Origin of the sequence: Ilyomonas limi, assembly GCF_005233845.1 — a bacterium.
Classification (GTDB): Bacteria; Bacteroidota; Bacteroidia; order Chitinophagales; family Chitinophagaceae; genus Ilyomonas; species Ilyomonas limi.
In genome coordinates, this window is sequence record NZ_SZQL01000020.1 from 41,449 (window position 1) to 57,601 (window position 16,153).

12 protein-coding genes are annotated in these 16,153 nt (G+C 41.1%); 6 read left to right on the top strand and 6 right to left on the bottom strand.

Annotated features, from left to right (window positions below; all coding sequences use genetic code 11):
* The first annotated feature begins 191 nt into the window (after positions 1–191).
* The gene (locus FC093_RS19715) at positions 192–1,898 is read left to right on the top strand and encodes a PQQ-dependent sugar dehydrogenase (RefSeq protein ID WP_137263535.1); all 1,707 of its coding nucleotides are present in this window, start codon (positions 192–194) and stop codon (positions 1,896–1,898) included.
* Positions 1,899–2,520: 622 nt separating this feature from the next.
* Positions 2,521–4,206, top strand: a complete 1,686-nt coding sequence (locus tag FC093_RS19720; RefSeq protein ID WP_137263536.1) for a T9SS type A sorting domain-containing protein — start codon at positions 2,521–2,523, stop codon at positions 4,204–4,206.
* 405 nt (positions 4,207–4,611) lie between these two features.
* On the opposite strand, the gene FC093_RS19725 is transcribed toward FC093_RS19720, so the two are convergent.
* Positions 4,612–4,929: a YkvA family protein gene (locus FC093_RS19725; protein ID WP_240743377.1), complete on the bottom strand. Its 318-nt coding sequence runs from the start codon at positions 4,927–4,929 to the stop codon at positions 4,612–4,614.
* Positions 4,930–5,549: 620 nt separating this feature from the next.
* On the opposite strand from FC093_RS19725, the gene FC093_RS19730 reads away from it, so the two are divergent.
* The 3 genes from FC093_RS19730 (at position 5,550) to FC093_RS19740 (ending at position 7,806) form a co-directional block, all read left to right on the top strand.
* Positions 5,550–6,596 carry a hypothetical protein gene (locus FC093_RS19730; protein ID WP_137263538.1) on the top strand — a complete coding sequence of 349 codons (1,047 nt, stop codon included), beginning with the start codon at positions 5,550–5,552 and terminating at the stop codon, positions 6,594–6,596.
* Positions 6,574–6,819: a T9SS type A sorting domain-containing protein gene (locus FC093_RS19735; protein ID WP_170971162.1), complete on the top strand. Its 246-nt coding sequence runs from the start codon at positions 6,574–6,576 to the stop codon at positions 6,817–6,819. Before FC093_RS19730 ends, FC093_RS19735 begins: the two co-directional genes overlap by 23 nt.
* A 153-nt stretch (positions 6,820–6,972) precedes the next feature.
* Positions 6,973–7,806: a carbohydrate-binding family 9-like protein gene (locus tag FC093_RS19740; RefSeq protein WP_137263540.1), complete on the top strand. Its 834-nt coding sequence runs from the start codon at positions 6,973–6,975 to the stop codon at positions 7,804–7,806.
* Between the two features lie 201 nt (positions 7,807–8,007).
* On the opposite strand, the gene FC093_RS19745 is transcribed toward FC093_RS19740, so the two are convergent.
* From FC093_RS19745 to FC093_RS19765, 5 genes are all read right to left on the bottom strand, one after another.
* Positions 8,008–9,558 carry a carboxylesterase/lipase family protein gene (locus FC093_RS19745; RefSeq protein WP_137263541.1) on the bottom strand — a complete coding sequence of 517 codons (1,551 nt, stop codon included), beginning with the start codon at positions 9,556–9,558 and terminating at the stop codon, positions 8,008–8,010.
* Positions 9,559–9,952: 394 nt separating this feature from the next.
* On the bottom strand, positions 9,953–11,491 hold the full coding sequence (locus tag FC093_RS19750; RefSeq protein WP_137263542.1) for a GDSL-type esterase/lipase family protein: 1,539 nt from the start codon (positions 11,489–11,491) through the stop codon (positions 9,953–9,955).
* Positions 11,492–11,785: 294 nt separating this feature from the next.
* Positions 11,786–13,336, bottom strand: a complete 1,551-nt coding sequence (locus FC093_RS19755; RefSeq protein WP_206106638.1) for a DUF1593 domain-containing protein — start codon at positions 13,334–13,336, stop codon at positions 11,786–11,788.
* Between the two features lie 539 nt (positions 13,337–13,875).
* Positions 13,876–14,829, bottom strand: a complete 954-nt coding sequence (locus FC093_RS19760) for a sugar phosphate isomerase/epimerase family protein (protein WP_240743378.1) — start codon at positions 14,827–14,829, stop codon at positions 13,876–13,878.
* 112 nt (positions 14,830–14,941) lie between these two features.
* The gene (locus tag FC093_RS19765) at positions 14,942–15,199 is read right to left on the bottom strand and encodes a hypothetical protein (RefSeq protein WP_137263545.1); all 258 of its coding nucleotides are present in this window, start codon (positions 15,197–15,199) and stop codon (positions 14,942–14,944) included.
* A gap of 116 nt (positions 15,200–15,315) precedes the next feature.
* Between FC093_RS19765 and FC093_RS19770 the strand changes: the two genes are divergently transcribed.
* Positions 15,316–16,092, top strand: a complete 777-nt coding sequence (locus FC093_RS19770; RefSeq protein ID WP_137263546.1) for an NUDIX hydrolase — start codon at positions 15,316–15,318, stop codon at positions 16,090–16,092.
* The last annotated feature ends 61 nt before the right edge of the window (positions 16,093–16,153 follow it).

Genomic DNA, 16,153 nt, shown 5'->3' on the forward strand with positions numbered 1-16,153 from the left:
ATAAAAAGATGCTTTTGTTTTTTAAGAATATAGAACCATGAAGTCGCAGAGAAATAAGGTTGCACGAAGACTTTTTAGTTTATGTTCTTTATGTTCTTTTGTGCCTTTGTGTCTTTGCGACTCCAAAAAATAGCAACAGCAAAAAATCTTATTGCTGTAGATTTGACTTTTATACAACTTGTTTTGTTATTATGAGAAAAAGAATCTTTGTTATTGTAATTCCAATCTTAATATTGTTATATGGTGTGGCATGTAATGAAAATAATAAAGAATCTATATCTAATGATCCGGCAGTAATTGCTAAAGGTGAAGCACTTTTTAATCAGCAATGCAGTGGCTGCCACAATTTCCGGCAGGATGCAATAGGTCCGCAGCTAAGCGGCATTACTGCTATGCAATCGCCACATTGGATTACCTCTTTTATAAAAAATCCACAAGAAGTTATTAACTCAAAAGATAAATATGCAGTTGAATTATACCAAAAGTATAAAGTAGTAATGCCTTCGTTTACTGCACTTAACAATGAGGAACTAAGTGAAATTGTTGCTTTTTTAAACACGCATCAGGCAGCAGAAAAACAAACAGATGATGAGGGCAATAGTTTGTCCGATCCTATAAAAGATACTATTCCAACTTCCTCGCTTGTAGTGCAATTAAAACAAATAGCGCAAATACCGCCAAGCGATACCAGTAAGCAACTATTAACACGTATTACCAAGCTCGATTTTAAGCCCGGTACCAAAGATTTGTTTATACTCGATTTGCGGGGCAAAATATATAAGCTGCAAAATGGCAAACCGGAAGTGTATATGGATATGGCAAAGCTCCGGCCTGCATTTATTAATCAGCCTGGTTTAGCTACTGGCTTTGGTTCTTTTGCCTTTCATCCCGGCTTTGCAAAAAACGGATTGTTATACACCACCCACAGTGAAGCATCAGGCACCGCAAGAGCCGATTTTGGTTATGCCGATTCTATTAAAGTAACGCTGCAATGGGTGCTCACAGAATGGAAAGTAGATAACCCTCAAGCACCTGTTTTTTCGGGAAAAGGACGCGAATTATTAAGGATAAATATGGTGTCGCCTATACATGGTGTACAAGATATACGTTTCCATATACAGGCAAAGCCCAGCGATGAAGATTATGGACTCTTATACCTCGGCGTTGGCGAAGGTGGCGCGGCAGAAAATGGCTATGCGTTTTTGGAGCATAGCAAAGAAAAAGTTTGGGGCACTGTATTGCGCATTAATCCGCTTAGCAGCAACAGTAAAAATGGTAAATATGGTATTCCTGCAAGCAATCCTTTCGCCAATAGCAAAGACACCAATGTTCTAAAAGAAATATATGCGTATGGCTTCAGAAATCCGCACCGTCTAACATGGACAAAAGATGGACAATTGTTGGTAGGCAACGTTGGTCATGGCAATATTGAATCGTTGTATTTGATAGCAAAAGGTGCCGATTGTGGCTGGCCTATACGCGAAGGCAGTTTTGTAGTAAACCCGTATGGAAACTTAAATAAAGTGTATGCGTTACCAACAAATGATACGGCTTATCACATTACTTACCCGGTAGCAGAATACGACCATGGCGAAGGTAAAGCCATCTCGGGCGGCTTTGAATACACGGGCGCTATTCCTGCTTTACAAGGTAAATACTTGTTTGGCGATATACCCACCGGCCGGTTGTTTTATGTAAATATGAAAGACATACAGCCGGGAAAAGAAGCACCTGTAAAAGCGTGGAGTGTATCTTTAAATGGCAAGGTGCAAACACTACGGCAATTGTGCGGCAATAACAGAGTGGACCTGCATTTTGGAAAAGATGCCAGTGGCGAAATGTACATCTTAACAAAGCCCGATGGTAAAGTGTATAAGCTGGTGGGCGCAAGGGAGTAAATAATTTCTGGATCATGATTTTCCTGATAGGTTGCTGATGCACTTGGTAGAGAAAATTAAACAACCTGGATGTATGATCTTGCTTTAAAGCAGCCTCAAATCTCAGGTGGCAGACTATTTGTTTTAGTACGCACGTTTAAAGAGGCTGTATGAAGTAATGCAGTTCATCGTTTTGTAATTATCTGTGGAGGTGTTGTACAAAAGCAGCAGATTAATTTTGCTTATTACTAAATTATACCTGAATACACTTTCTACATTATTTAAAAATCCTCTCCTCTCTGCCGCATAATCTTACTGATAAACCTAAGATTTTATTAGCGGGATGATTGGGAACTGTATTTTTACAACCATAAATCGGTGTAATAAAATCTTTCCCAAAATGTTCATTCTTTCCCATTATTGGACTTTCTTTGCATTGTGTGCAGGTTTAGATAGAGTAGCCTTAATCTCCTAAAATGATTGCCCTGAACTTTTTGCAATCAATAGCAGATACAGCTAACATGTGATACCAAAAACAAACGAATATGCAAACAAGTAATCGCATACATTCCGGTAATTGTATAACATTATCCCGCAAACAACACAACACTACTCATTTGATCACCCACAAAAACAGATATTCATGAAAAAAACGGTACTATTATTTGCTACGGCACTCACAGCTACAGCCGCTTTGGCGCAGCCAAATTTAAGAGCGCAAAAAACGTATGGCAGCAGCGGAACGGATTTGCTTTATCAAATGTGTTTTTCTAAGGAGGAGGGTATGGTCGTAGCCGGCTCATCGGCCTCTGGTATTTCGGGAAATAAAACGGTAGCTGCTAAAGGTGGCTTGGATTTTTGGATAATAAAGCTGGGCAAGACCGGCAATGTGAAATGGGAAAGATCCATTGGTGGCAGTGCAGACGATAGATTGACAGATATTAAACCTACTACTGATAGCGGGTATATATTGGCGGGATGGTCTATTTCGCCTGCATCCGGTGATAAAACAGAAAATCCAAAAGGTAATGGAGGAGACTATTGGGTAGTAAAAGTGGATAAACACGGCAACATACAATGGAATAAAACCATTGGCGGCAGCGAAGACGATGATGCGCAGGCTATATTGCAAACGGGCGATGGCGGCTACCTGGTTGCCGGTATTTCCATGTCTGGTATTTCGGGCAATAAAACAGGAAAAAACATAAATGGCGGACCTTTGCTTTGGAATACCTACGACATCTGGCTGGTAAAGCTAGACAAAGATGGAAATATTCAATGGGACAAAACCATTGGTGGAACTGCTGATGAAGGCATGATTTATCATATCTATACACCGCAGCAGGGCAGCAACAGGCGTAAACTGGCCTGCAGGCAGGCGCCCGATGGTGGCTTTGTTATTGCCACTTCTTCCAATTCAAATAAATCTGCAAACAAAACAGAAAACAGTTATGGCGGTTCGCCCGATTACTGGGTATTAAAGACCGATGCCCAGGGCAATGTGCTTTGGGACAAAACTATTGGCGGCAGCGGTGAGGATTATGTAAGCGCATTGGATATTGCAGATGATGGCAGTATCCTTGTGGGTGGCTACTCCTGGTCTGATCCTTCGGGCAATAAAACACAGGATCACCGAAACAGCGACTATTGGATAGTAAAGCTTAGCGGCACAGGTACTTTACTGTGGGATAAAACCATCGGCAGCGGATCTGATGATATATTGCAGGAGATACAGCATACCAGCGATGGCGGATTTATATTAGCCGGTAATTCTACTTCTGGCAGAGCATACGATAAATCAGAGCCACGTTTAGGGGAGAATGACTATTGGATAGTGAAGTTAAACAGCAACGGCGCCATAGAGTGGAACAGAACATTTGGTGGCACCGGCAACGATGTTCCTTATGCAGTGCTGGAGGATCAGGACGAACCTAATGTTTATTATATCGGCGGCTATTCTGCTTCGCCTGTTTCGGGCAATAAAACGGCAGATGCATATGGGGACCCGGATTATTGGGTGATAAAACTGATGTATCACACTGCCACTTCCGAATCCACCAACGATATAACAACCAGTAATAAGCTAAGCGGCAATGAAACAGCTAACAACACATCATTCCGCATTTATCCTAATCCTGTTACTACGGTGTTGCACATACAAAACAGTGGCAAAGCAACTTACGTACTTACCAATCAAGCCGGTAAAGCTGTTTTAACCAAAACCATTAATGGCAATGGAGATATCAATCTTGCTAACCTTACAGCGGGTATTTATTATTTAACCAATACTGCAACAAAAACTACACAAAAAGTGGTAATAACAAGATAAAAAGATTATTTAAAAGCTATGTACTTCGGAGCACATCATGTGCTCCGAAGTACTTTATAGCAATACCTGATGTACGATGTAGAAATAGATTTATACCAGGATGAAAGGTTACATGTGCCCTGCATTCCGCAAGCCGGTGGAGGTTGTAGCATTATACTACAAATGTGCTAATTGTATTATCTACGTACAGCAGCAACTTTATACGAAACTTGTAAACAGCCTTAGTTGACTGCAATTTTTTAAATACATTTACTACACTTATAAACTGAATACGTTTATAATAAACGCTTAAAAGACTATGACTGCTTGATACATACCCTTTGCCAATTTGTATTAAAATATAAAAGTGTTGAAATAGATTAGGTTTTTGTTACACAATCTATCACAGTAAACTATTGCTTTTTATTAGCGTTTAAAATGCCGGTAAGTAAAATATATAAGCAGCAGCCATACTAATATGATGAATACTGCTGCCGTCCGGTTGTTTTTTTTCAAAACGCTTTGCTTTGTTTTTGCTATAGCTCTTGCATCGGTCAACACAGTTGTTGGAATCATTTTTAGAGAAACAGCAATGAGTATTGGAACTATAATCAAATCATCCAATAGGCCTAATACAGGTATAAAGTCCGGAACAAGATCAATGGGACTTAATAAATAACCTACTGTAACAGCAATTAAGATTTTAGCGGTAACAGGCGTACGCTTATCCTTATATGCAATCATTAGCACGTGTGCTTCTTGTTTTAAGCGTTTAGTTTTTTGTTGTAACTGTTGCAGCCATTGCATTATTCAGGAGGCTTTGATAAATGTTTTTTCTTACTTATAAAAATAAACTTTGGGACAGGGCAGCGCATTCCCCTAGGTTTAATACTTATTTACCGAAAATAACGAACATTCGTTAAAACGATTATAAAAGGTCGTACTTTTAGATGGTACAAAGTCGCTTTATACAGTCTGTCACTGACTTGATAACAATTATATTTTTTACTTCTTATTTTCCTTACAACGGCGCAATCTGTATAAAGTGGTCCCACATTCTTAAGCTAACGATTGACCTAAACTTGTACTATTAAGTATTTCGTAAAAAATAGATTAGAATAAAGTTGTTCTACATTCCGCAATGGTCACCTGTATGAACATAGTAATACTTATAATGAATCGGCAGCGCTGTGTGCATCTGTGAGTAAGGTTAATCAAGCGCTATGCTGCCGGCTTACTTGTTATAGAAGTATGTAATCGTTGCTGTTTCCTGTGAAAATTATGCTCATCAATCACCTGATAAAAACATTTCCCTCCGTATAATCTTAATCTATTTATGCTTTTAACTATAAAAAACAAACATTATGAAAAAACCGGTACTCCTATTTACAACGGCATTCATTACTACAGTTGCTCTTGCGCAGCCCCGCATTAAACACCAAGGGGTAATAGGTGGCAATGAAGATGATCAATTTTCTTCCATGTACCTTACCAAAGACGGAGGATTGATTGTAAACGGAACCTCCAACTCCAACATATCAGACCAAAAAACACAAAACAGCAGAGGTAATGGTGACTACTGGATAGTGAAACTGGATAGTGCAGGAAATATACAATGGGATAAAACTATAGGTGGAACTGACTATGATGGCTTGACCGATTTACAGCAAACCAGCGATGGCGGCTATATACTGGGTGGGCTCTCTTATTCCAATAAATCTGGTGATAAAACAGAGAACAGAAAAAGCAAAGATAGTTATAGTGACTACTGGATAGTAAAGCTGGATGCGGCTGGCAGCATCGAGTGGGATAAGGCCTTCGGTGGCACTCAAACAGATTTTTTTGAATCACTTCAGCAAACCGCTGATGGCGGATACATACTGGGTGGAGCATCTTTCTCTAACAAATCTCATGAAAAATCACAGAACAGCAGAGGATTGATTGACTATTGGATAATAAAGCTGGATGTTGCTGGTAATATACAATGGGATAAAACCATTGGTGGTAATAACACTGATTTTTTAAGGACGCTTCAGCAAACTTCTGATGGCGGATATATATTGGGTGGAGAATCTTTATCTCCAATTTCAGGAGAAAAAACAGAGAATGGTAGAGGTGATACGGACTACTGGATAGTAAAACTAAACAGTAACGGCAAGGTGCAGTGGGATAAAACCATCGGGGGTAGTAACGAAGATGCTTGTTATGCGGTGTCGGAAATAAAAAAGAACCACTATGTAGTAGGCGGATATTCCTATTCAGGTATTTCCGGCGATAGGACAGGTGGCAACAGGGGAAAAGTTGATAAAACTGCCGATTACTGGTTAGTTGAGTTGGAGGTATGTAAAGCCGGACAGTGTATCTGTTACACAGGTACCAGCCAGCAAATTGACTGCTCCGTTATCATATAGCAACAACACTTTCTCCATTTATCCCAATCCTGCCACTGCTGTATTGCATATACAAAATAGCGGTAAAGCAACTTTCATTCTCACCGATCAATCCGGCAAAAGACTGTTGACTAAAACAATAGAAGGCAATGGAGATTTGAATGTGGCTAATGTACCTGCAGGTGCATATTACATTACGAATGCTACTACAAAGACTACGCAAAAGATAGTAATAACAAAATAGGCTTACTATTTAAAAGTTTACCTTACATCGGGGTGCAATGTGCACTCCGATGTGCTTTATAGAAAGGTAGTGATTATATCTTTCTATAAAGCAAAAAACTGATACACAAATTAACCTGCCTATGTTGTATCTTTCTCATCTAAAACTGCTTGCATGAATACCAATTCATACCATCACTTCGATGAAAATGATATTGCACATTATCAATGTAAAAAAATCAATGGTGGCATTACTATTAATGGCGATCTCACTAAACCGCAATGGGCAAATGCTGTAAAATCTGCAAGATTTGTAGATATGGTTACCGGCGCACCGGCAATGTACGATACACGCATGGCTGCCCTTTGGGATGATGACAATTTATACATTGCTTTTTGGGCAGAAGAGCCTTTGGTAACTGCTACGCAGCAAGAGCGGGACTCTATTATTTTTCTGGATAACGACCTGGAAGTATTTATTGATGGCGGCGATTGCTATTACGAATTGGAAGTAAATGCGCTCAACACGGTGTATGAAGTATTTTTCATCTGGCGGGATGCATACCAAAAAGGCAGCCGTTTTGATGCACCCCAATTTGATGTATTTAAAGAAAAAGCGATGACCTTTGGCGGCAATTACGACCGCACCGATGTATCCTTTTGGTGGGGCACGCACCCGCGGGGGCTACGATGGGCATTTTTAGACTATGATATGGAAGGCCTACAAACTGCCGTGCAAATAGATGGCAAAATAAACGATCCCACGCATATTGACAAAGGCTGGACGCTCGAGATTGCCATTCCCTGGAAGAGCATGCACTGGCTGGCAAACGGACGTTCTATTCCGCCCAAAGCAGGGGATAGGTGGCGTATCTTCTTTGGCAGGTTTCAAAAGCTGATGGCTTCGGGGCAGGAGATACAACCGGATCCGGCATGGGTGCTTAGCAAGCACGGTATTTATGATACACATTTGCCCGAATGTTTTCCATATGTGCATTTGGTAGAGTAACCATGAGCAATCAGCTTAAAGCACAAGTTGCAAGTAAAAGAAGCTTTGTGGCGGTGATTTTGAGCATCGCTAAAAGGAAAGCTAAGATGCAAAGCATAAAACAAAAGGTTCAAACTTCCAGAAAAGTTTGAACCTTTTATTATGGATTTCGCTATGCTCTTTGTGCAATAACTTCTGCTACTCTGTGGTAAAAACAGTTACTTACTTTCCTTTCATTGCTTTATACAATAAATCCAGTTGTGCTGCGTCTCTCAACGGCTCCGTTTGCTGCATAATTCCCAATACCATTACTTGCCTGGATGTTTTGGTATATGCTTTCCAGTCTGGCAAGTCATCCCCATTAGGATTGCCGCTCTTTATAAAATTTGCCCAGTATGCCGACATTACTTTTGCCAACTCATGATCTGCAGGTTCCCACGGGCGGTTTACAAATTTCAGATTATCATACGCATAAGGCACTTCGCCGGTATGAAAAGCACCATATTTTACGTATTCTCCCGTTGCCGGCACCTTTCGTATAAACTTATATACATACACTTTTTTGCCGTGACTGCTGGCAATATTTGCCCATGTATAATTCTGCACGCCAAAGATGACATCACGCGCCAAATTGAGCTGCGAAGTATTAGCCACCGAATCATTTGTGGCAGGGTAATATTGCTGCAGTTTGCCAGCATCTGCACCATATTGCTGCTCCAACTGCTTTTGAAAATCGGCTGCATTTTTTACTGGTCCAAATAGTAAGCCTTCATTCTCATTCCAGCCCGTAAGTAAGGCAACCTTGTTTTCTTTGCCTTGTGCAAAAATGGTTGCAACAGATTGCGGCAACACATAGCCATCAACGATTGGCCCGCGCAATCCACCGGCTTTTTGCATTAGTTCTTCTGCCGGTATGTTCCGTAGTGCCTCAACAGAGGTGACGTTGAATTTTTGCATTATTTCTTCGCCCGATTTTTCTGCAGCAGACAGCGGCGGATTATTATTGGTAAAGCTTGCGCCGCTTTCGGCAATGGCTTTATTAAATAAGCCTTTTGCCAGCGGCGATGCTACCAAACAATTTACGCTCATAGCACCTGCCGATTGCCCTGCAATGGTTACATTATCAGGATCGCCTCCAAATGCTGCAATGTTACTTTTCACCCATTGCAATGCAGCAATCTGATCCATTAATCCATAATTGCCCGAGGCATGTTGCGGTGATTCTTTCGTTAGTTCCGGATGGGCAAAAAAGCCAAAGATGCCTACGCGGTAATTGATGCTCACAAATACAATTCCTTTCTTTGCCATAGCCTCGCCATCATAAATAGGAACGGCACTGCCACCGGAGTTAAAACCTCCACCATATATCCATACTAAAACAGGTCTTTTTTCCTGAGCCGATGTGGCCCCACTCCACACATTGAGATACAAACAATCTTCGCTGATGGGTTCTTTGGGTATTAAAAACTCTGCACTCCACATGCTGAATGGTGCAGGTGATGCCTGCATAGGACTTGGACCAAAAGCATTACATTTTTTTATGCCCGTCCAGGCAGTTACCGGTTGCGGCGCTTTCCATCTTAGTTCGTCAACAGGCGGTGCAGCAAACGGAATACCTTTGAAAACATGAATACTGCCATCTGTATTTGTTGCGCCGGAAACAAGGCCGGCATTGGTTTTTACAACATCAAGGTTGTTACTTCCTTGTGCATTTACAATATAGCAGATAAGTAATAAAAATGAAAAAGCCAATAATTGTTTTGAGTAATGCATACTGTGGGTTGTTTAAGCACTACAAGCATTAAGCTTTTAGCTACAGCTTGCAGCTTAATAGTACTAATCTTTTTTATTAAAAACTAAAATTACCTTTTACAATATTCAAACTTAACCAGGTTTGTCATCCTGCTAATGGCAGAAGGAAACATCTATGTTTTAACATAAATCAAAATCTGGTTACAGAGTAATTGATGTACAGTTCACAGATGCTTCCTTCCCTGTCGTCGGCAGAACCGGTATGACAAAGATTTGATTTTAGAACTCAATTGTAAAAGAGCGTGCATATATTCAATTATAATGCCAGCACTACACAAAAGTTATAAGCTATAATTCCCGCAAATGAGCTACCTGCTGCTTATGGAGCATACGCCAATGGTAAAGCGTTTATAGCTTATTTCTTCAATGCTGCAGCAATCGCTTTCTGTGCCAGCGGTTCCATTATCTTATAGCCTGCCAGCGTTGGATGCACACCATCTTCCGAAAGCGATTTTGGTAACCCATTTCTTTCATCTTTCATAGCAGAAAAATAATCGAGATAAACGATGTTATTTTTATCTGCATAATCTTTCAGCATTTTATTCAACTGTACTACTTTCGGGGCAGGCTGCAAACCCGGGCGCCAGGGAAAATCATAAGCTGGCAATATGGAAGAAATCACCACTTTAATATTATTCGCTTTAGCCAGTTCTGCCATCGAAACAATATTGCCAAATGTTTGTTCCAGCGTCATTGGACCAGTGTTTTGTGCAATGTCATTAATACCTGCTAAAATCACCACTGCTGCGGGTTTGAGGTCAATCACATCCTGGCGGAAACGTAGTAACATCTGCGGCGTAGTTTGCCCGCTAATGCCTCTGTCAATATAGTTGTTATTGGTAAAGAAAGTGGAATCTGCACGCATCCAGCCTTCGGTTATGGAGTTACCCATAAACACTATACGATTGTTGGCAGAAGAGTTTAAATGCTCATTCATATCGCTATACCGTTTCATATTAGGCCAGTCTTGCAACATCCGCTGCATTCCCTCAATTTGTTGTGTATTTAAGGAGATTGCACCCTTTATAAAACCTTCTATATTCAGCCAGTCACCAAAACGGTCAATCCATGTATCGGTGGGTAAATGTTGCTGGCGCATACCAAAGCCGTGGCCGCCTTTTACATATAGGTGTAACTCTACCGGCTTTTTTGCATTCAGCCATTTATTATACAAATCTACGCTATGTGACGCCAGTCCTAAGTTATCGTCCGATGCAGCTGCAATAAACATGGGGGGTGCATCATTTGCCACTGTGCCCATTAACTGCGCCGGCATGTAAGCATAAACAGGTGCCACAAAATCGGGGCGGTTTGCTGCAGTGTAGTTAAAAGCCGAAGAAGCAGCAACAGTGCCACCTGCAGAGAAGCCAATAATACCAATCTGGTCAGGCTCTAGGTTGTACTCCGCTGCATGTTGGCGTACATAAGTAAGGGCTGCTTTACCATCGGCGATAGCCAGCAATATAGCGGCACTATCTTTTGCACGGCCTTCTTGGGTGCCTAAACCGGCTACCCATTCCTGCACCGGATTGTTACTGATGGTATGTGCCAGGCGGTATTTTAAAACAAAACAAGTAACGCCTTTTTTGGTGAGCCAATTGGCTACATCGTAGCCTTCGCTGTTGATAGATAACGCATGAAAACCGCCACCGGGACAAATAATAACTGCCGTTCCGGTTGCAGGCGCTGCAGCATCGGGCAGGAATACATTTAAAGTTGGTTTTGAAACATTGTACACAATTTTAGTTTTCCAGGCATTACTATCATTTTCTGCCTCATTCCAGTTCCAGTTTTCCGAACCGGGTGCGGGACCATTGTATAAGGGAATTACTTTTTGTTGTGCATGAACAGTGATAACAATAAATAGTAAAAAGAAGGCGGCAAGTTTTTTCATGTAGCTTGATTTTTTTAGATAACCAAAGTAAGGTAATGTTCTTAATTGTATGATAGCAGTTTTTGTTGGGCAGCTTGATGTTGGGCGGCATGTAGTGTTCTGTTGGCCGACTATGAAAGCCGGATACAGAACTAAAGTATAGATATATCCTGTTGCCCCGTAATGCTGGTTAGGCTGGGGCAGGAGCTGAAAGGTGAACAAATGTTAATGGTTTATTCATCATCGGATATAGCGCCAAACCGCCTGCTCCCAGCCGTTTTATAATTTTGTTGGTGAGCCAATAAGAGTTAAAAACTATTTATTTTTTACAGTAATAATTATCCGCTGATAGCTTGTAAGTGATGGCGTTCCATTGTCTGTTGCTTCGAGAATTAAATGAATTGTCTGTCCACCCACTGCATCATTGAGAATAAGAACTCCAGCTTGCGCCGAAGCCGGATTGGAGATAACTACTTTATCAGGATAACTTCCTACCCCAAACTGCCACCATTTGAAGGAAATGGCATTGCCATCCGGATCGGAGACTGCTCCATTCAGTCGTATTTTTTCTCCGGCAACAGCCAATACATGTAACGGCCCTTCTACTTTTACAACGGGTGCATGATTTGCATTGGCATACTTAGGCGTTACAGACCATTTAAGACGGGCGGCAAAATCATGCTGTGCCTGCGGAAAGAAATCAGGGTAAGCCAGTTCTTTTGCACTTTTATTTAACTGGTTATTTAAGGTGCTTAGTGTAGTTGCCATTGTATTGGCACTTGTATCAGAAGGGAAAGAAAAATTCATTGCCTCCATATTGCCTGTTTCACGGCCACCCCAACCACCATAAGAACCCACTTCATAGGCACGTAATCCATTGCCCAACATATTCATAAATGTATGGTCGTCCCCTTCTCCCAGCCAGGAGCCTTTCGGTTGCACAGGCATCCACACCACATATCCCAGCCGCTTTAGTTCATCATTAGTATAGCCTGATATACCAAAATAATCCATAATGTCGCCTTTTACCATCTGTTTTCCATCACCCCAAACCCGGTATAAGGCTCCTAACGGTCCACGATCCGATACATTTTCCTTCATCCACGATGCCGTCAAATAAACAGAATCCCCTTCTTTAGCTCCCAACTGCGCCCCGTATCCATAATTGGGACCACCTCTGAATTGCCTGTAATCAATATCAGGCCAATTAGGTTTGATATACTTTGCATACGTATCATCCTGATCGCCGGAAGGCAGCAATACTACTTTTCGCGAGATTTTCTTTTTAATAGCTTCCCATTCAGTGGTGTACTCATATTGCTCCTGTATTGATTTGAGTGCCCGGGCAATAGTGCTCTGGCCACCCCAGGCAGTTATAAAGAGTGGTTCAGGCTTATCATCCAACATCAACGATTTGATCAGGTCTGAGCCCGGTGAATCCTTAGAAATATCACCATCAAATTCAATGTTTCCATACCTGATTTTCGATTTCAATTCATCCGGAGCCGGGTAATTGGAATTATGCACTTTCAGGTTCGGATATACTTTTCCATACGCTTCTACGGCGTCATCAATGAAGCGCTCATTTTCAGCCCATCGCCAGGACGTACAAGGGCATGTATCTAACCCAAAGCGGGCATATTCTCTTCCGGGAACAAACCACTTGGTGCCTTTTCCATCTCCTTTCCAGTGGAAACCGCTGCTCGCATAAATAAGCCCTTCTATTTTAAAATCGCTGCTGTAGAGCAGGAAACGGATAAGCGAGTTATTATCATCGAGTTCCGGATCTGCAGTAACAACGATCCGTGGTCGTACCTGCTCATAGGAAGATTGTGCACCTGCACTGTTTGCATAGAGGCACATCATGATTAGCCCAATTGCGTAAAGGTGGATATTGCTCTGTAAATGTAGTGGATTTGAACTCATTAGTTTTAGTGTTTTTGTATTGATATGTATTTGAATTTTCCTGGTGTTTTTGCCTTACTTGTCACCTTTTGACTGTTTAGTAACAGGAAAGTGTCGCAATTGCCAAAATGATTGTGGTTGCAGTAAGTATTCCAATATAATTGCAGCTACCATTCCAATAGCACCATACCTATGTGTTGCTTCATACAACTGAAAACTGTAGTTAAAGTAAGGTGCAGAAAATAAGGAGCAAGCGATAAGCAACTTGTTTTTCTGCTGAATAATGGCAACATAAACAAGCGCCTGCTTTAGTGTAAGGGCAGGCGCTTGTGCAGAATATAGTAGAGCAATAAGTGTAAGCCGTTGTTAAATAAAACCGGAACTACTAAGCCTCAATGAGAATAAGCTACGCGAAGTATGCTGCATTAAATCGTTGTGAACCTTTGCTCTTCGCGGTTCAAACAATTATTTATAAACGATTTTCAAACCGCTTTCATTTATTACCCCAGCATCTTTTGCAGATAATTGTAACTATTAGTAATGTTTTGCAACGGTTGCGGCGCCTGATCCTGTTCTACGAAATAGTATTTCATACCCGATTCCTGTGCATTGTCAAATACATGTTTAAAATCAACAATGCCGGTGCCTACTTCTGCCGGAGCTTTTGTGTTTTTATCTAAGTCTTTTACATGCCAAAGCGGGAAGCGGCCAGGATGCAGCTTGAATAATGCAACCGGGTCCTGGTTTGCTTTGGTAGCCCATGCCAAATCCAGTTCCATCTTCACCAGATCTTTATCTGTGTTAGATAAAATATAATCAAACGGACGGTGACCTTCCACTTCATCAAACTCGGTAGTGTGATTATGATAGGCAAACTGCACACCATTCTTCTTGCATGCTTCACCTGCTTTGCTAAACACCTCTACTGCTGTTTTTATCTCATCCAAAGTGTTTACCGGAATGCTGGAACATACCAGGTAGCTGATACCGCCTTCAGCAGCGGCATCTGCCAGCTCCTGATAATTTTCTTTCAGGTTTAATGACTTTGGTGCATTCTTAAACCGCTCCATATAACCTTTTATCCTCGCTGAATCTTCAGCAGTTTTAGCCATCTTCATCACTTGCGCCATTGTAAAAGGTGCACCGCCCACATGCGCCGAACGCCACGTCATACCCATATCTTTTATCATGGCAGCAAATTCTTTTGGCTTGTAACCATAAAAGTTGCCTTTCTCTGAGCCTGCGCTTTCCAGCTCCTTATAGCCAATGGCAGCCACTTTTTGTAAAGTACCTTTTGTGTCTGTAGTCATTAAATTGCCGAGGGTGTACAACTGAAGCCCGGCGGGCGGCATTGCAGTTGCACTAAAAAGAGATGTCGCACGGCTCATGCGTGGTAATAGTAAGCCTGCCACCGCAGCGGCAGCCGATTGTTGTAGAAATTTTCTTCTTTGCATTATATGGTAGTTTTATTGTGTTAGATGATTATTGTTTTTGAAGTATAAAAGTCGTTAGGTGTAAAAGTGAATGGTCTATTGCCCGGCTTCTTTCGGATACTGTCATCTTCGTTTATACGGTGTCGTTGATAAACATCATACCTGTTTTTTCCTCAATGGTCATTTGTTGCAGTGGGTTGTTTATTCTTGCTTCAACAGGTTGTTTTAAGTCTTCATCCATTTTTCTGTTTTTGTTGAGCTGGCGGAAAGCAGTTTTGTGTTTGCTTTCATTTTGATGACTTGACCTGGTAAAGGGGATTTTGAAAGCGTTGATAGCCGAAGCTACAGCAATAACAGCAGCAGCAAAAAAGAGCAGTTTTTTAGGCAACATGCAATGTTTTATAATAGTGTACTACGAAAATAAAAGTTTATTCTGTGAAAAATACGCAATGGTATAAATTTTTTATTTTCACATGCCAAAAGACGGTTACACCTTAATTTTAACCTATGCGACAGAATGATACTTTAGACTTTGTACACCATGGTGATAAATATTTTTTGCACCATTTATCTATTGACTGTGTAATTTTTGGCTACCATGAGCGCCAGCTGAAAGTATTATTACTTAAATGGAAAAATGCTGAAAAATGGTCATTGCCCGGTGGTTTTATAAAACTGGAGGAAACATTGGAAGACGCGGCTTCGCGAATACTTACAGAGCGTACCGGCTTATCTCAATTGTTTTTACAACAGTTTCATACGTTTGGCGAACCAAAACGGTCTGTACGGACAGCAGCAGACATTGCACACCTGGAATCTATATGGAAAACGGATGTTCCAAAAGAACATTGGTTGCTGAAAAGAACGGTCTCCATCGGTTATTATTCGGTAACAGAATATTCGCAGGTAAACCCGCAGCCTGACTATCTTTCTGATGAATGTACATGGCATGACATTCATTCTATTCCCCAACTTGTATTTGACCATAACCTCATTGTCACGGAAGCATTGAAGGCATTAAGAATGCAGATTAATTTGCAGCCAATTGGTTATAATTTATTGCCTAAAAAATTTACATTACCCGAAATACACGACCTGTACGAAACCATCCTGGACAAGAAACTGGACCGTAGAAATTTCCCCAAAAAATTACTATCGCTCGGCATTATTAAAAAGCTGGATGAACAGAAAAGTATTGGTGCACACCGGTCGCCGTTTTTATACAAGTTTGATAAACGGAAGTATGATAAAGCTTTAAAAGAAGGCATTGTGCTGGCGTTTTGATGTTGATAGATTTTCTTGTTAATTCACAATCAGAGTCGTTACAGGCTTGTGGAATGACGGG

Coding starts and splice junctions, on each gene's coding strand:
- FC093_RS19715 (WP_137263535.1), top strand. CDS start 192: ATGAGAAAAAGAATCTTTGTTATTGTAATTCCAATCTTAATATTGTTA.
- FC093_RS19720 (WP_137263536.1), top strand. CDS start 2,521: ATGAAAAAAACGGTACTATTATTTGCTACGGCACTCACAGCTACAGCC.
- FC093_RS19725 (WP_240743377.1), bottom strand. CDS start 4,929: ATGATTGCATATAAGGATAAGCGTACGCCTGTTACCGCTAAAATCTTA.
- FC093_RS19730 (WP_137263538.1), top strand. CDS start 5,550: ATGAAAAAACCGGTACTCCTATTTACAACGGCATTCATTACTACAGTT.
- FC093_RS19740 (WP_137263540.1), top strand. CDS start 6,973: ATGAATACCAATTCATACCATCACTTCGATGAAAATGATATTGCACAT.
- FC093_RS19745 (WP_137263541.1), bottom strand. CDS start 9,558: ATGCATTACTCAAAACAATTATTGGCTTTTTCATTTTTATTACTTATC.
- FC093_RS19750 (WP_137263542.1), bottom strand. CDS start 11,491: ATGAAAAAACTTGCCGCCTTCTTTTTACTATTTATTGTTATCACTGTT.
- FC093_RS19755 (WP_206106638.1), bottom strand. CDS start 13,336: ATGATGTGCCTCTATGCAAACAGTGCAGGTGCACAATCTTCCTATGAG.
- FC093_RS19760 (WP_240743378.1), bottom strand. CDS start 14,829: ATGCAAAGAAGAAAATTTCTACAACAATCGGCTGCCGCTGCGGTGGCA.
- FC093_RS19765 (WP_137263545.1), bottom strand. CDS start 15,199: ATGTTGCCTAAAAAACTGCTCTTTTTTGCTGCTGCTGTTATTGCTGTA.
- FC093_RS19770 (WP_137263546.1), top strand. CDS start 15,316: ATGCGACAGAATGATACTTTAGACTTTGTACACCATGGTGATAAATAT.